Origin of the sequence: Atopobium sp. oral taxon 199 str. F0494 (assembly GCF_000411555.1) — a bacterium.
Classification (GTDB): domain Bacteria; phylum Actinomycetota; class Coriobacteriia; order Coriobacteriales; family Atopobiaceae; genus Lancefieldella.
Genome location: NZ_KE150486.1, coordinates 879,048 through 895,871, shown reverse-complemented (window position 1 = coordinate 895,871; position 16,824 = coordinate 879,048). Strand labels below are relative to the sequence as shown.

The 16,824-nt window shown below is 52.7% G+C and carries 15 protein-coding genes; 12 read left to right on the top strand and 3 right to left on the bottom strand.

The genetic code is table 11. The features are described 5' to 3' along the window. The 3 genes from HMPREF1527_RS04035 to HMPREF1527_RS04025 are packed head-to-tail and all read right to left on the bottom strand — an operon-like array spanning position 1 to position 2,531. Entirely contained in the window at positions 1–819 is an 819-nt protein-coding gene (locus tag HMPREF1527_RS04035) for a metal ABC transporter permease (RefSeq protein WP_016477428.1), read from the bottom strand. Beyond that, on the bottom strand, positions 812–1,564 hold the full coding sequence (locus HMPREF1527_RS04030; protein WP_016477427.1) for a metal ABC transporter ATP-binding protein: 753 nt from the start codon (positions 1,562–1,564) through the stop codon (positions 812–814). The genes HMPREF1527_RS04035 and HMPREF1527_RS04030 overlap by 8 nt, the downstream gene beginning before the upstream one ends. Before the next feature lies 1 nt (position 1,565). Further along, positions 1,566–2,531, bottom strand: coding sequence for a metal ABC transporter substrate-binding protein (locus HMPREF1527_RS04025; protein WP_016477426.1), 966 nt, complete (start codon positions 2,529–2,531; stop codon positions 1,566–1,568). Between the two features lie 159 nt (positions 2,532–2,690). Here HMPREF1527_RS04025 and HMPREF1527_RS04020 point away from each other — a divergent pair, with 159 nt between their 5' ends. From HMPREF1527_RS04020 to hydA, 12 genes are all read left to right on the top strand, one after another. Further along, a complete protein-coding gene (locus HMPREF1527_RS04020) occupies positions 2,691–3,641 on the top strand; it encodes an NAD-dependent deacylase (RefSeq protein WP_016477425.1) in 951 nt (316 codons plus the stop codon). Between the two features lie 201 nt (positions 3,642–3,842). Then, positions 3,843–4,595, top strand: a complete 753-nt coding sequence (locus HMPREF1527_RS04015) for an SDR family NAD(P)-dependent oxidoreductase (RefSeq protein WP_016477424.1) — start codon at positions 3,843–3,845, stop codon at positions 4,593–4,595. 30 nt (positions 4,596–4,625) lie between these two features. After that, positions 4,626–5,600, top strand: coding sequence for a 2-keto-3-deoxygluconate permease (locus tag HMPREF1527_RS04010; protein ID WP_016477423.1), 975 nt, complete (start codon positions 4,626–4,628; stop codon positions 5,598–5,600). 145 nt (positions 5,601–5,745) lie between these two features. Beyond that, complete coding sequence (locus HMPREF1527_RS04005) at positions 5,746–6,672, top strand: transketolase (RefSeq protein ID WP_016477422.1); 927 nt, start codon at positions 5,746–5,748, stop codon at positions 6,670–6,672. Next, complete coding sequence (locus tag HMPREF1527_RS04000) at positions 6,665–7,591, top strand: transketolase family protein (RefSeq protein ID WP_016477421.1); 927 nt, start codon at positions 6,665–6,667, stop codon at positions 7,589–7,591. Before HMPREF1527_RS04005 ends, HMPREF1527_RS04000 begins: the two co-directional genes overlap by 8 nt. A gap of 195 nt (positions 7,592–7,786) precedes the next feature. Then, positions 7,787–9,208: a uracil-xanthine permease family protein gene (locus tag HMPREF1527_RS03995; RefSeq protein ID WP_016477420.1), complete on the top strand. Its 1,422-nt coding sequence runs from the start codon at positions 7,787–7,789 to the stop codon at positions 9,206–9,208. 137 nt (positions 9,209–9,345) lie between these two features. After that, positions 9,346–10,572, top strand: coding sequence for a diaminopropionate ammonia-lyase (dpaL, locus tag HMPREF1527_RS03990; protein WP_016477419.1), 1,227 nt, complete (start codon positions 9,346–9,348; stop codon positions 10,570–10,572). Between the two features lie 243 nt (positions 10,573–10,815). Beyond that, positions 10,816–12,198: a YgeY family selenium metabolism-linked hydrolase gene (locus tag HMPREF1527_RS03985; RefSeq protein ID WP_016477418.1), complete on the top strand. Its 1,383-nt coding sequence runs from the start codon at positions 10,816–10,818 to the stop codon at positions 12,196–12,198. A gap of 171 nt (positions 12,199–12,369) precedes the next feature. Next, positions 12,370–13,572 (top strand): knotted carbamoyltransferase YgeW, encoded by a 1,203-nt coding sequence (gene ygeW / locus HMPREF1527_RS03980; protein WP_016477417.1) that lies wholly within the window; start codon positions 12,370–12,372, stop codon positions 13,570–13,572. A 168-nt stretch (positions 13,573–13,740) separates the two neighbouring features. Further along, positions 13,741–14,682, top strand: a complete 942-nt coding sequence (arcC, locus tag HMPREF1527_RS03975; protein WP_016477416.1) for a carbamate kinase — start codon at positions 13,741–13,743, stop codon at positions 14,680–14,682. A gap of 118 nt (positions 14,683–14,800) precedes the next feature. Next, on the top strand, positions 14,801–15,466 hold the full coding sequence (locus HMPREF1527_RS03970; protein ID WP_016477415.1) for an NTP transferase domain-containing protein: 666 nt from the start codon (positions 14,801–14,803) through the stop codon (positions 15,464–15,466). Further along, the gene (gene hydA / locus HMPREF1527_RS03965) at positions 15,466–16,821 is read left to right on the top strand and encodes a dihydropyrimidinase (protein ID WP_016477414.1); all 1,356 of its coding nucleotides are present in this window, start codon (positions 15,466–15,468) and stop codon (positions 16,819–16,821) included. Before HMPREF1527_RS03970 ends, hydA begins: the two co-directional genes overlap by 1 nt. Positions 16,822–16,824 lie beyond the last annotated feature (3 nt).

Genomic DNA, 16,824 nt, shown 5'->3' with positions numbered 1-16,824 from the left:
CTAAACACGGTCCAAAGAAGGCAGACTTCTGATAACAAAAATAATGCAGAAGATAATTCCAAGAGTAAGACCAATCATGCCGCCGGACGAAGCGTCAAAATAATAGCTGCCAGTAATGCCAATAAGCACGCTCACGATAGCGATGAGCGGGGAGATCCAAAGCATGTGGCGCATACGATTCGTAAGAAGCCGAGCACACGCCCCCGGAACAATTAAAAGCGAAACGGACAGAATGACGCCTACCGCCTGCAGTGATATGACGATAGCCAAGGCAAGGGCAATAAGCAAAAGTGACGTCAGCCATCGTACGGAAAGGCCAATTGCCTGCGCATGGGTAGGATCGAATGCGAGGAGCGTGAGGTCTCTGTTTTTAAGCACAAGGATAAGCGCGATCGGGAGACCAATGAGAAGTACCTGCAGCATGTCGGGAACAGTGACTCCCAGCAAGTTGCCAAAGAGAATATGCGAAAGGTTGATTTGACTGGGTACTTTGGATATCAAGACAGTACCAAGGGCGAAAAATGTGGTGAACACGATGCCGATGGCTGTATCGGGTTTGACAATCTGACTCTTTTTGACCTGTCCAACGAGTACTACCGTAATGAGTGCGAACACCAGTGCGCCCACGAGATACGGCAGCCCTACAAGATGGGAGATAACGACGCCGGGAAGGATGGAGTGTGAGATGGCGTCGCCCATAAGCGACCAGCCCATATGCGTAATCCAACAACTCAAAAGGCCGCATACGAGTGCGGTAGCAAGGCCTGTTACCAAGGCACGCTGCATAAACGCGTATTTGAGAATCTCGATCTCAGGCATGGGGCACCTCCTCAATGTGTCCGTGTTCGCTGAGCCCTAAGCTGGCGAGAAGCTCAGTGCTGCTCAAAACATCTGCCGCGAGGCCCTGGGCGGTTATCGTCTTGTTGATAACTAAGCAATCCTGAAAATTCTCTCGGGCCGAATGGATGTCGTGAATGGAGACGAGCAGTGTGCGTCCCTCCTCTGCAAGAACGCGGAGCTGCTGAGTGATGATTGCTTCAGACTTTGCATCGACTCCGGCGAACGGTTCGTCCAGCAGGAGCAACTCAGCTTTTTGGGCAATACCACGCGCTACAAAAACACGCTTGCGCTGGCCGCCGGAAAGCTGTGAAAGTGGTCTGTCTATCAATTCCAAAAGTCCTACTCGATCCAAAGCTTGGGCTACAAGCTTGCGATCTTCTTGCGAGGGAACGCGGAACCAGCCCTGATGGCAGTACCGCCCCTGCATGACGACATCTTCTACCAGCAGCGGGAAGGAACCGTCAATGGCCTCTGTCTGCGGAACGTAACCTATGAGTCCCTGGCGTCTTGCCTCACGAAAGGGCTGCCCCTTCCACGTGATGGATCCGTTGAACGGAATGAGTTCCATCAAGGCTTTGAACAACGTTGATTTGCCGGCTCCGTTGACGCCCACAAGAGCACAGAGTCTGCCGCTTTTGAGGGTGAAGGTAATATCGTGGATGACGGGCGTTTTATCTTGAGTCCCTTCATACCAGGCGGATACGCCCGAAACATTGAGTGACATGTTAATTCGCGCTCTTTCCTGTAAGTCCTTCGACAATAACGTCTGCATCGTGCTTAAGAAGATCAAGATAGGTGGGTACGGGTCCCGTTGTCTCGGAAAGCGAGTCTACATAGAGCATGTGAGCTTCGTCCGTCTTGAGGATAGCTCCTGTTTCGTCAGCGACTTGCTGCATGGCTTTAGGACTGACGGTCGATTCGCAGAAGACAGCACGAACCTGCTGCTTCTTTACCTCTTCAACCACCTTTGCAATCTGCTGTGGAGTACCTTCTTCGGAAGCGTTGACCGGCCAAAGGTAAATCTCGTTTAACCCGGTGTCACGGCAGAGATAGGAAAAGGCGCCTTCGCACGTTACCAACGTCCGCTGATTTTGGGGTAGGGAAGAGAGCTCTTCTGTGAGATCCGAGGAAATCTTCTGAAGCTTGTCTTTATACGTTTCGCCGTTTTTTGTAAAGTCGTCCGCATGATCAGGCACTAAAGCACTAAGGCCTTTCACGATGTTGTCGACGTAAATCTGTCCATTTGCAGGAGACATCCATGCGTGTGGATTTGCTTCTCCCGCGTACTCTCCCTCAGCGATGTTCATAGGAGTAATCCCCTGGCTCAAATCTACGCGTTCTGCGTTTGAATCGGCGACAAAGCGCTCAAACCAGCGTTCAAGTCCAAGACCGTTATTGAGAATCAGATTGGCTTTCTGTGCGAGCTTCAGGTCTTCAGGAGTCGGTTCGTAATCGTGGATTTCCGCTCCCGCCTTCGTGATGGACTGTACGTCGCAAACGTCTCCGGCAATATTTGCGGCAATGTCCTGGATGACCGTAAACGTGGTCAGTACAAGTGGCTTTTCAGTCTCTTTCGGGTCGGAAGAGGAAGGGTTCTTGCCCGTACAGCCTGCAAGAGACGTAACAGCTAAGGTGCCGAGAAGGGCCATGGCTTGGCGTCTCGTAAAGGATGGCGTTGAAAAACGGTACATGTAAAACCTCTTTTCGATGTGTGTTCTAATCAGCGTCATTCTAATCCATAGAGTTAGCCTTGTCTAACTATTTCTTATTCAAAATAAAAAATGCCTGAATGAAGGGCATATTGGTATATGCTTGATTGCAGAGACAGGCATGAGAGTTCGGGAGCCATCATGGGCGCTAGAGCCGAAGGATATGGTATGGGCGATACAACGAATATACCTGGTACAGCTGAACAGCAAGGCGTAACCGATGCTATACGGCAGCTTAAACAATGGATCGATGGGTCATCTCACCTTGTCTTTTTCGGAGGAGCTGGCGTTTCCACAGAAAGCGGCATTCCCGATTTCAGGGGGAAAGACGGTTTGTATAGCCGAGGCGGTATTAAAGTTGGTTCCATGACTGTCGGCTGCAACGCTTCAAGCGAAGATGCCTCTCATGATGTCGGTAATAACATCGGCAACGATGTCGGTAGCAACGCCGGTAACGATGCTCTTGTTGACCCGGAATTTGAGTCTTGGGGACGTATGGAAACGGAGTCTGACATTACACTTGAAGAGATTTTCTCGCTTGATATTTTTGAAGACTTCCCCGAAGCGTATTACACCTATTTCAGAAATTCTCACCACCTTGGCGAGGCAAAGCCCAATGTTACCCATCGTAAGCTGGCCCAATGGGAGCGCGAAGGCAAGCTGAAAGCAGTAATAACGCAAAATATTGATGGACTGCACCAGGCTGCTGGCAGCGAGAATGTATTTGAGTTACATGGCAATGAAACGCGCTTTTATTGTTCTGATTGCGGACACGCCTATACGCTCGATGAGATAGAGGCGTCAGCTTCAATGGTTCCGCTGTGCGCGTGCGGAGGAACTATCAGGCCGGATATTGTGTTTTACGGTGAGGGCTTGAACATGGATGTTTTTTATAGAGCTCTTGCCGCTCTTGCGGCCGCTGACGTGCTGATCGTTGCGGGAAGTTCGTTGGTGGTGTATCCGGCTGCCGGACTTTTAGACTACTATACGGGCCACAAGATGGTCATCATCAACGACATGCCAACTCCCTATGATGGGCGAGCTGACCTCGTGATCCATAGCCGCATCGGAGAAGTTTTTTCGCAACTATAGCAATGTCAGAGATTCAAAAAAATAAGTATTTGTGCTTTTATACCTCAGTAGTTTCAACTAATATAGGTGCCGTCATTGTAGCGGTTCTTTAGGCTTCTAATCACTTCTTAACGCAAGTTAAAAAATGACTGAAAGGTTGCGGGATCGCACAGGTTCTGTGACCGTATATCAGTCACAGTCAAAAGTTAAGGAGTGGGACATATGGCGTTTGATTTCACAGGCAAAATTGCTTTGGTTACCGGCGGATCCGCGGGGATTGGTGCGGAAATTTCGAAGGGTATCGTCGCAGGTGGAGGCCACGTCGTAGTATGCGCACGCAATGAAGAAGTGGGCAAGCAGTTTGTTCAGGAGCTTGGCGAGGGAAACTACTTCTACAAGATGGACATCTCTGATGCCGAGGGCGTTAAAGCTGCTATCGCAAAGATTCTTGAAGAGGTCGGCGACGTTTCTATTCTTATCAACAACGCGGGTCGGATCAGTTCTGTTCAGTTTGATCAGGTCGATGATACGGAATGGAACAACACTATCAACACGAACCTTACCGGCACCTATAATGTGACGCATGCGCTTTGGCAGCACTTTAAGAATCGTGGCGGCGCTCGTATCGTCAACGTTTCCTCTGTTGCGGGCAAAATCGGCGGCGGGTTGCTTGGTACAGTTGCCTACGCTTCTTCTAAAGCGGGAGTGAATGGCTTTACCAAGGCGATTGCCAAAGAGGGCGGCAAGTTTGGTATTTCTTGCAATGCCGTCTGCCCTTCCTTTACTATTACCGAGATGACAGATGCGCTTTCAAACGATCCCGAGAAGTACAAAAAAGTCGTTGGCATTATTCCTTTAGGGCGTCCCGCTCAGGCATCTGAGCCGGCGCAGATGGTTCTTTTCTTCGCATCCGACCTTGCGAGCTTCGTCAACGGAGAAGTTGGCGACTGCGATGGCGGAATCGTGATGGACTAGGTGAGATTTGTGACCACTAAGGAATCAACTATGAAAGAACCGATTTCTATTCAGCACCCTTTTAAAGCTCTTGGCAGGCTTCCGGGCGCAAATATTCTTGTCCCCTTGCTGCTGGGCTGTTTTATTAATACTGTGTTTCCTGAGGTGCTTCCCACGTTAGGGAGCTTTACTAAAGCTATGAGCGTTTCGGGAACAGGAGCGCTGGTTGGCGCCTTCATGCTGTGCGTTGGCACAACTATTTCTTTCAAGAGTGCGCCGAAAGCGGCTCTGCGTGGCGCCATCATTATTATTTCAAAGGTTATTTTCTGCGTCGCCCTTGCGATGGCTGTTCTGTTCCTTATGGGCGACAATCTTTTCGGTCTGTCAGCCATGGTTATTCTCGCGGCATGCTCCGGTGCCAACAACGCGATGTATTCAGGTTTGATGGCCGACTACGGCAATGAGTATGAGCAGGGAGCCGTTGCAATCACCACGTTGATTGTTGGTCCTCCCGTTACCATGATCGCCCTTGGCGCCGCCGGTCAGGCTCCTATTGGCTGGTCGCTTTTGGGCGCCGTGCTTCCAATTATCGTCGGCATTATCTTCGGTAACTGTTTCCCGAGCTTGAAGAAGATGTTTTCTTCCGCGCTTCCAGGAATCATCGTGATGACGTTTTTCGCTATGGGTACTACGATGAAGTTCGATCAGCTGATCGCTGCCGGACCGTCCGGAATTCTTTTGGGCATTATTTGCTCCTGCCTCGGCGGGTTTATTAACTTCTTTGTTGATCGCGCGACCGGAGGAACAGGGGTTGCCGGCGTTGGCATTTCAAGCTGCGCGGGTGCGAATGCCTTGACTCCCGCGGCAATGGCTGAAGCCAACCCGGCTGTTTATGGCGGCGCCGTTCTTGCGGCGGCAACGGCTCAGGTTGCGGCAGCCGTTATCGTGACTGCGATTTTGACTCCGCTCATTACGGCGTACGTGTTCGATCATTACGCCAACAGCAACGAGAAAAAGGTGAAGTAACCACAAAGGTTGAGTAACCACCGGCGCCGCATAAGAGTTTTCTTATGCGGCGCATCTTTAAGCGCTGAAACGCAATGTATGTGTCGCATCTAGACGGTATGCTTGTTACAATACACTCGTTTATGGATACCGTCAGGAGGTAAGGATGCCAACACCAGGCCTTCCAGAGCGCGATCTCACCGATTTGGAGATTCAGCTTGCGGCTAATTCGATGCGACGCAATATCATCACGATGCTTGAAAAAAGCAAATCGGGTCATCCCGGCGGTTCGCTTAGTTCGACAGACATGGTGGCTACGTTATTCTTTTCAGGTGCTATGAAATACAATCACAACAATTCCGAAGACCATACTCAGGACCGGTTCTTCCTCTCCAAAGGACACGCCGCGCCGGTTATTTATGCGGCATACTACCTGCTTGGATGGCTGCATGACGATGATATGATGACGCTTCGTCAGTTAGGCAGCCGCTTGCAGGGACATCCCGATAGCCACGCGTGCCCCGGTTTTGAGGTGTGTTCTGGCTCGCTTGGACAGGGGCTTTCGGTGGCTTCCGGCTGCGCTTTGGGCTTGCAACTTGCCTCGCTTGAGAGTGGTGAGCGTGCGCCCAAGGTATTTGTGCTGCTTGGTGATGGCGAACTTCAGGAAGGCTCCAACTGGGAGTCGATCATGTTCGCGGCGCACCATAAGCTTGACAACCTCATTGCTCTTATCGATTTCAATAACCTGCAGATAGACGGCCATGTGACTGAGGTTTGTTCTTTAGGTGACCTTGGCGAGAAGTTCCGCGCGTTCGGGTGGAATGTTATCCGCGTCAATGGCCATGACGTCTTGGAAGTTCGCAAAGCGCTTCTCGCCGCGCGAGACGGCAGGGAAGCGGGAAACACCGCGCCTACGGCTATTATTTGCACAACTGTCAAAGGCAAGGGCGTCTCATTTATGGAGGATAAGGTCAACTGGCATGGCAACGCTCCCAGCGAGGCGCAGGCTGAGCAGGCGCGAGAAGAGCTTGACGCCGCGAGAGAGCTGCTGTTGATTCAGGCTGAAGACACAAAGGAGGATGCCGATGTCTAGGGCAACTCGTGAAGCATATGGCGAGACGCTGGTTGAGCTGGTCCGCGAAGGACACAATATTATGGCGGTTGACGCTGACCTTGCCGGTTCTACGAAGCTCGCTGACTTTCAAAAGGCGTTTCCCAAGCGTTTTGTCGACGTTGGCATCGCCGAACAAGATATGGTCGGTGTAGCGGCCGGTCTTTCGCTGACAGGGCATACAGTATTTACCGGCTCGTTTGCAATGTTTGCTACCGGACGAGCCTATGATCAGATTCGCAATACCGTGTGCGATTCCGGTCTTAACGTCAAGATTTGTCCCACACATGCGGGCATTACCGTAGGAGAGGATGGTGCCACCCATCAATCGCTTGAGGACATTGGCATGATGCGTGCCCTTCCTCAAATGCGCGTACTGGTCCCTGCGGATTATTGGTCCGCGAAGGCCGCGCTGCGTTTGGCGGCTGAAGCTGACGGTCCATTTTACGTACGTATGGGTCGCCATAAGGTGCCCGAGGTATATGACGAGACATTCAAAGGCGGCGTGCCGTACGCCACTGTGTTGCGAGAAGGAACGGATGTTACCCTGGCGGCATGCGGCGTTGAAGTAGCGCAGTCGCTGGCTGCGGCGGAAATTTTGGCCCAGGAGGGTATTTCTGCTGAGATTATCGATGTGTTTTCAATCAAACCACTGGACGAAGAGGCCATTCTCGCTTCTGCCGCAAAGACGCGCCGTGTGGTGAGCGTTGAGGAGCATAGCGTGGCAACGGGTTTGGGAGCCGCGGTGGCGCAGTTGCTTTCCGAAAAACTTCCAACGCCGATGCGCTTTGCCGGTATGCGGACGTTTGGCACATCGGCGCCGGGAGACGTGCTGCTTTCGCATTTCCACCTTGACGCAGAAGGCATTGCGGGGCGTGTGAGGGAGTTTGTACTCGCGTAAGCAGGCACACAAGTCGTAGCAGAAAACAGATAGAACGCAGGCCTCGTATGGAATACCGCTCATACGTTGATTGCTACCGTTTACAGAATTCCGTAGATTTTTTCTCATTTCAAACTATTTGTAAGGTTTTCTAACTATTATTTTGAATAGAGAAGGAATTGCGATACGGTGCGCAATTCCAAGGAGGGGAACGGTATGAGTACGTCAGAAGCTACGGCAGAAACGGCTTCGCCGGAGTCTGTCGAACACGATTTGTCAGCAGTACTTTTTAAGCGAAACGGCTTTCCGCCGATACAAGATCTCATACCGACGTCGCTGCAACATGTATTAGCGTCGTTTGCCGGCGTTATTACCCCGGCAATGATGATTGCGACCGCATGCGGCTTTACGCCTGATCAGGAAACGGCCATTATCCAAGTGGCTCTTGTTCTTTCCGGCATTGACATCCTCTTGCAGCAGTTCCCGCTTTTTGGGCGTATCGGCGCGGGGCTGCCTATTTTGACCGGTGTTTCATTTGCTTTTTTGCCGGCGTTTCAGGCGGTTGGTCTCCAGTTTGATTTTCCGACACTTCTTGGCGCCGAGCTGGTGGGCGGTATTGTCGCCATACTCTTTGGCATGTTCTACTCCAAGGTAAAGAGGCTGTTTCCGCCGCTGGTAACCGGTACTGTTATCTTTACTATCGGCGTTTCGCTCTATCCGACGGCCATTAAGTACATGGCAGGCGGCGCCGGTTCGGCGAATTTCGGCGGCATCAGCAACTGGACCGTTGGCCTGCTTACCTTCGCGGTGGTCTTTGCGTTGGCGAACTTCGGTAAGGGCGTCCTTAAACTTGGCTCAATTTTCTTCAGCATCATTATTGGCGTTATCGTGTCTATTCCTTTTGGCATGGTGGACACCTCTGAAGTTGCTGCAGCCTCGTGGTTCTCGCTGCCGCAGTTTATGCCGTACCACATCACCTTTAACCCGGCTGCCTGCATTACGCTGGGCGTAGTATACGTTATGGTCAACGTGCAGCTGATTGGCGACCTTTCTGCGGCATCCGCAGGCAGCATGGACCGCATGCCGACTGAGCGCGAAATTGGCGGCGCCATCAAGGCGCAGGGTGTGGTCAGCATCATATCGTCATTTTTCGGAGGTCTTCCGACGTCAGCTTTTGGACAAAACGTCGGTATCATCGTTTCAAATCGCGTTATCAATCGCTGGGTCTTCGGCGGAGCCGCTTTTGTATTTCTCGCAGCCGGTCTCTGTCCAAAACTCTCAGCGACGCTTCTTATGATTCCGCAGCCGGTCATCGGCGGCGCAACCATCAGCGTTTTCGGAACCATCACCTTAAACGGTATTCGAATCCTCGTTAAAGACGGTCTGACTCCACGCGCCTGCACGGTTTTTGGCATCTCGGTGGCGTTCGGCCTCGGCATTGCGCAGGTTGCAGGGTCTCTGACCGGTCCCGGTATGCCCGCGTGGGTAAATACTATTTTCGGAACCTCAGCCATTACACCCTGCGCCATTATGGCCATTATTCTGAACAGCGTATTGCCGCCTGAGGATAAGGAAGCTCCTGACGAGAAGAACCTCCGTCCGCTTGCGTACAATGATACGGAGGATGAACAGGCGTGACAGGGTTTCTCGCCTCAGTGTTTCAGCGTGTTGTTCGTTGCATTTTAGCAGGTAAAAGATGATTATCAGATAGTCGAAAGCAGACTGCAAGAGCGATAGTACAAACAGATGTGAGAACGTAGAAAGGGGTCAGTGCAATGCAGCCGGAGATGAAGTGGGTACTCAATACGATGCCTCAGAGCGAGGACAAAAACCTCAAGGTGATGTCCCTTGAAAACGTTAAAAAAGCTCGGGCGTTTCACAAGAGTTTTCCGCAGTATTCTGTGACGCCGCTTGCCGATCTTGAGGGCATGGCCGCCGACCTTGGGCTTGGGGGTTTGTTTATTAAGGACGAGTCGTATCGCTTTGGGCTTAATGCCTTCAAAGTGCTTGGTGGCTCCTTTGCTATGGCTCGCTATATCGCCGATGAAACGGGCAAAGATGTCGCGGATTGCGATTTTGAGTATCTGACGTCTGAGCAGCTTCAGAAAGATTTCGGTCAGGCAACCTTCTTTACAGCGACTGATGGTAACCATGGACGCGGCGTTGCCTGGGCTGCTCATCGCTTGGGTCAGAAAGCCGTGGTGCACATGCCCAAGGGTTCCACCAAGACTCGCTTTGACAACATCGCCAAAGAAGGTGCTCAGGTCACTATTGAGGAGCTTAACTACGACGACTGCGTTCGTCTTGCCGCAAAGGAAGCGGACGAAACCGAGCATGCGGTTATCGTGCAAGATACTGCTTGGGAAGGTTACGAGAAGATTCCGTCTTGGATTATGCAGGGATACGGCACTATGGCGAACGAGGCGGCGGAGCAGCTGCGCGAGCTTGAAGTAAACCGCCCAACGCACGTTTTTGTACAGGCAGGCGTAGGATCTCTCGCAAGTGCTATGGTCGGTTACTTTACCAACCTCTTTCCTTCAAATCCGCCCAAGTTCATCATTATGGAAGCTGGCGCGGCTGACTGTCTCTATCGAGGAGCGCTTGCAGGTGATGGCGATCCTCGCATTGTTGGAGGCGATCTTCAGACTATCATGGCAGGCCTCGCCTGCGGTGAGCCTAATACTATTGGCTGGGATATTCTGCGCAACCATGCTTCTGCATTCATTTCATGTCCGGACTGGGTGTCCGCCAAAGGCATGCGTATGCTCGCGGCGCCCGTAAAAGGTGACCCTGCGGTGGTATCCGGCGAGTCTGGTGCTGTGGGTATGGGCGTTATCTCTACGCTTATGACCGACCCGGCATACGCAAAGCTTCGTGATGCCCTTGACCTTGGCAACGATTCAAAAGTCCTCCTGTTTTCCACCGAAGGCGATACCGATCCCATTCGTTATCGCGAGATTGTTTGGGACGGCGCCTGGCAGTCTATCGATGACGTGCAATAACCTTTGTCAAAATCCTGTTCCACTTGCCGCTTAAAAAAGACCCGTTTGCCGAGAAAATAAAAAGATCGACGGCAACTCTTGCAATGTCTGCTGCGAGTGGTTTAATAGGAGTATCAAACAAAAAGTTTGGTAATCAGAAAAAAGGTTTGACTGAGTTTGTCTGACAGGTTCGATTTTGAAACTGATGTGGGTATTGAGGCGAGTGAATATTTCCGGCTTCACTCCAACGATAAGGAGGATCTGATGAAAGAGTTGGATTACGGTGCAATCAAGGCGGCAGCAAACGATTACTCCAAGGATATGACGGCCTTTTTGCGCGCTATGATTTCTCATCCAAGCGAATCCTGCGAAGAAGGCGAAGTTGTTGCCTGCATTAAGGCGGAGATGGAGAAGCTCGGCTTTGACGAGGTCAAGGTTGATGGCCTTGGCAACGTTATGGGCTTTATGGGCGAGGGCGACAAAATCATCTGCATCGATGGCCATATTGACACGGTTGGTATTGGCAATCGTGACAACTGGAACTTCGATCCCTATGAGGGCTTTGAGGACGATCAGCTCATTGGTGGCCGCGGTGGCTCTGACCAAGAGGGTGGCGTGTGCGCAGGAGTGTACGCTGCAAAAATCATGAAGGATATGAACCTCATTCCTGAGGGCTATAAGGTTATGGTTGTCGGCACCGTCCAGGAAGAGGACTGCGACGGCATGTGCTGGCAGTACATCTACAATGTCGACAAGATTAAGCCTGAGTTTGTTATTTCAACCGAGCCCACCGACGGTGGTATTTATCGTGGTCATCGTGGCCGCATGGAGATCCGCGTTGACGTTAAGGGTATTTCTTGCCACGGTTCTGCACCTGAGCGTGGTGACAATGCCATCTACAAGATGGCCGACATCATTAACGACGTTCGTGCACTTAACAACAACGGTGCCGAGGAATCCACTGCCATTCGCGGTCTTGCAAAGATGCTTGATCCTAAGTACAACCCAGATCACTACGAGGATGCTCGTTTCCTCGGTCGCGGCACCTGCACCGTTTCCCAGATCTACTTCACCAGCCCTTCTCGCTGCGCCGTTGCAGACTCCTGCGCCATCTCCATTGATCGCCGCATGACTGCTGGTGAGACCTACAAGAGCTGCCTCAAGGAGATTGAGGAGCTTCCTTCCGTTAAGAAGTATGGCGACGACGTCAAGGTCTCTATGTACATGTATGACCGTCCTTCTTGGACCGGCGAGGTCTATGAGACAGAGGCATACTTCCCAACGTGGATTAACAAAGAGTCTGCGCCACACGTCAAAGCACTTGTTGACGCGCACAAGGCACTCTTTGGTGATGAGCGTATTGGTTGCGAGAAGTCCATGGCAACCCGCACCGGTCGTCCTCTGTGCGACAAGTGGACGTTCTCCACAAACTGCGTTTCCATCCAGGGTCGCTATGGCATTCCGTGTGTTGGCTTTGGACCGGGCGCTGAGTCTCAGGCACACGCTCCCAACGAGATTACGTTCAAGCAGGATCTTCCTACCTGCGCGGCTCTCTATGTTGCAGCTCTGAATCTCTACGATGGTTCTGCCGTTACCGGCGATGCCACTGAGTTCCGCGCCAGTTTGACCGACAACGATATCAAGTAAGCTACCCCCTCATACACATCGGCGGCTCCGACCCACTCCTCACATATATAGGGGCCGCCCGATGTAGAGTTTTCCGGCGAGAAGGACTCGGATTTCAAAGCACGTACTTCTCGCCGTTTGTTCAGGTAGACGTCCCTTATGGGACTGGTAATTTCAACGAGAGGATTGACTATGGCCGACACCATCCAGCCGTATCTTGATGAGCTTGCAAAGCTTGACTTTTCCAAGATGTACAACGAGGACTTCCTTTTGACGTGGGAGAAGTCAACCGATGAGCTGAGGGCACTCTATGCAGTTGCCGATGCACTGCGCAATCTTCGCGAGCGCAATATTTCCACCCGCCTCTTTGAGTCCGGTCTTGCCGTTTCGCTCTTCCGCGACAATTCAACCCGCACACGTTTTTCCTATGCGTCGGGCTCTAACCTTCTTGGTCTCCAGCTGATGGATTTGGATGAGGGCAAGTCTCAGATTGCTCACGGTGAGACCGTCCGCGAGACTGCGACGATGATTTCCTTCATGGCCGATGTTATTGGCATCCGTGACGATAAGTTCATCGGCAAGGGCGACGCCTATATGCGCGAGGTATCTGCCTCCGTCAAGCAGGCTTTTGAAGATGGCGTTTTGGATCACCGTCCAACGCTGGTATCCCTTCAGTCCGATATGGACCACCCCACTCAGTCCACGGCTGATATCCTCTACCTCATCAACGAGTTTGGCGGCCTTGAGAATCTTCGTGGTAAGAAAGTTGCCGTTACGTGGGCATATTCGCCTTCCTACGGCAAGCCGCTCTCTTGCCCGCAGTCTCTCATCACCCTTCTTCCTCGCTTTGGTATGGACGTTACCTTGGCACACCCCGAGGGTTACGACCTCATGCCAGAGCTTGTGGATGTGGCCGGTAAGTTTGCTGCCGAGTCCGGGGCAACCTTTACAAAGACGTACAACATGGCAGAGGCCTTTGAGGGCGCTGACATTGTCATTCCTAAGAGCTGGGCTCCGTATGCCGCCATGGAGAAGCGTACCAATCTCTACGCCGCCGGCGATGACGCGGGTATTGATGCTCTGGAGAAGGAGCTTCTCGCTGAAAATGCCACTCACAAGGATTGGTGCTGCACGGCCGATCTTATGGCAAAGACGGCTCATGGTATGGATACCATCTATATGCACCCGCTGCCTGCAGACATCAACGGTGTTTCTTGTGAGCACGGCGAAGTGGAAAATGAGGTCTTTGATTACCACCGCGATGGTCTTTATAAAGAGGCTTCTTACAAGCCATACGCTATTGCCGCAATGATTTTCTTGCAGAAGGCAAAGGATCCCATTGCTACACTTAAAGCACTTGAGCAGGGCAATACCCCTCGCTGGTTCCAGGCGTAAAGTTTGAAACTTTCAGGGACCTGTGTTGAGACCTCTGGCTTCAGAACAGGTCCCTTTTGTTTTTACCGGGCGAGAAGAGCGTCCTCCCGAGTCGTTTCTCGCCACAAACCGACAGGGTTCTGCAGCGTCAGCTGCATACAGATGGACAGGTACCTTTTGGAGGGGACTATGGGAAAGCGTATTGTGATTGCTCTGGGCGGCAATGCTCTGGGCAAAAATCTGCCCGAGCAGATGATCGCGGTGAAGCATACGGCTAAGGCAATCGTTGACTTGATTGAACAGGGCAATGAGGTCGTCATTGCTCATGGCAACGGTCCTCAGGTCGGCATGATCCAGGAGGCCATGACGCAGCTGACGCGTTTTGATCCCGAGAAGTACATTCCGTGTCCACTTTCCGTGTGCGTTGCCATGAGCCAGGGCTATATTGGCTACGACCTCCAGAACGCCCTTCGTGAAGAGATGCTTAACCGCGGTATCAATAAGAGCGCTGCTACCGTACTGACTCAGGTTGAGGTCGATGGCAATGACCCGGCGTTTAAGAATCCCACCAAACCTATCGGATCGTTCATGACCAAGGAAGAGGCCGACAAGATGGTCGCTGAGCGTGGCTATGACGTCGTCGAAGACGCGGGGCGCGGATACCGTCGCGTAGTAGCGTCGCCTCAACCTGTTTCAATCGTTGAACTGGATACCATTCGTTCCCTCATTGAGACCGGCAACGTTGTCATCGCGTGTGGGGGCGGTGGCATCCCCGTCTTTAAGACCGAGGGCAATCACCTTAAAGGCGCTGCTGCCGTTATCGACAAGGACTTTGCTGCCGCGCGCCTTGCCGAGCAGATGAACGCCGATGCTCTGATTATCCTGACGGCCGTTGAGAAGGTCGCTATCCACTTTGGCACGCCCAAGCAGGAGGATCTTTCCGAGCTTACCGCAGAGACTGCCAAGGCCTACATTGAGGCGGGGGAATTTGCTCCCGGTTCCATGTTGCCAAAAGTTGAGGCGGCTTTACAGTTCGCGCAGTCCGGCGAGGGTCGTACATCTCTTATTACGCTGCTTGATAAAGCCGCTGACGGCATTGCCGGCAAGACCGGCACCGTGGTCCGCGGATAACGGGTAGCATAGGAGTTAGCTTGCGTTAATTTTTGCGTGAAGGTTTTAATGGCACGGAGCGATTTGTCTTATAGCTGACGTCTCTTTGCGCCTCATAGGAATGAAAGGAGGTCATACTGTGACACGTATCGGGTGCATAGTCATGGCCTCCGGTGCGTCTCGGCGCTTTGGCTCGAACAAGCTTATGGCAGAGCTGGACGGTAAACCCCTTATCCGGCACGTCATTGAAACGGCTTTGGCTGCGGGTTTGGAGCCTATTGTAGTTACCGTTGACGACGCGTTTCACGCACCGGTAATCGCGCTCTGCCGGCAGCTGCGCGTGCGTGTTGCTACACATGACGGTATGTTGCAAAGCGATACTGTCCGTCGCGGGATGCAGGAGGCAGACGTTGATGCGGCAGCTGGAAAACCGTGGTCGGGAGCGGTGTTTCTTCAGGGCGACCAGCCGCTTGTGAGCACTGCAAGTCTGAAGGCACTTCTCGCCAGCTTTGAGGCGCGCCCGGATATGGTTTCGCGTCTGGCATGGCACAAGACACCAGGAAGCCCCGTGGTATTTCCCGCTGTCTTGTTCGATGCCTTGCGCAAGGTCGCAGGAAATGCGGGAGGCTCGGGCGTGTTTGCAGAACATCCGGAGTATAAGGCGTCAGCCGTGCTTGTTGAGGCGGCGTGCGCTGAAGAGCTCATGGACGTTGATACTCCTCTGGAGCTCGAGCGCCTTGCGCGGGCGATACGAATATCGGCATCTATAAGCGGTTTAACGACCGAGAGATTGGGAGTTGACTGATGAACGTAATAAAGAACGGCTTTCTTGTGTTGCCCGAAGGCGTCTTTTGTGGAGACTTGGTACTGGATGGCGAGAAGATCGTCCAGGTGGGAGGTGCGTACGAGGCGAGCGCAGATGACACTGTTATTGATGTCACTGGCAAATACGTATTTCCGGGCTTCATCGATGCCCACACGCATATGCAGTGTTGGACGGGTATGGACTGGACAGCGGACAGCTTTGAGACGGGGACGCGCGCCGCTGCCTGCGGTGGGACCACCACGATTGTGGACTATGCCACGCAGGACAAGGGTATGACGCTGACCGAAGCGCTTGATGAGTGGCACCGGCGCGCCGACGGCACCTGCACCGCCAACTATGCGTTCCACATGGCCATTGCCGATTGGAACGATCAGGCCAAGGTTGATATGCAGGTTATGCGTGATGCCGGCGTTATGTCATTTAAGACCTACTTTGCCTACGATCATCTGCGCCTGGATGACGCCCAGACGCTTGAGGTGCTTGAGCGCATCCGCGATGTTGACGGTGTTTTGTGCGTCCATTGTGAAAACGGTACCCTTGTCAACGAGATGCAGCGGCGGATGCTTGCGGCAGGCATTACCGGCCCCGAAGGTCATCCTATGAGCCGTCCGGCGGCCTGTGAGGCAGAGGCTATTTCTCGTCTGTGCTATCTTGCGGAGCTTGCCGATGCCCGTATCAACATCGTGCATCTGTCCAGTGCGCTTGGACTTGAAGCGGTTCGTGCGGCCAAGGCGCGCGGCAAGGTGAAGATGGACGTTGAGACCTGTCCGCAGTATCTGTTGCTGGATGATTCGCGCTATCTTGAGAGTGACTTTGAGGGCGCCAAGTACGTTATGAGCCCGCCTTTGCGCAAGCCGCACGATATTGAGGCTCTGCGCCATGCCGTATGTGACGGCGAGATTGATACCATTGCTACCGATCACTGCAGCTTCAATCTTCACGGTCAAAAAGATCGCGGCATCGGCGACTTCACCCGCATTCCCAATGGCGGTCCCGGTGTAGAGCATCGGCCTGGGCTTATCATGACCTCGTTTGAGAACTGCTTGGGCGCTCAAGACTTTGCCCGTCTCATGAGTGAGGGACCCGCACGCGTCTTTGGCATGTATCCGCGCAAGGGTGTCCTGCGTGTTAGCTCCGATGCCGACGTGACGGTATGGGATCCAAACGTAGTGTGGACCATCAGCGAGAAGAACCAGCATCAAAACGTTGACTATACGCCATACGAGGGCTTTGAGATTCACGGACGTCCGGCATACGTTTTTGTCAACGGTGAGCTTGCGGTGGTCGACGGTGAGCCAACGGGCGCGAAGCCAGGCGCGTATGTCAAAAGGTAAAGG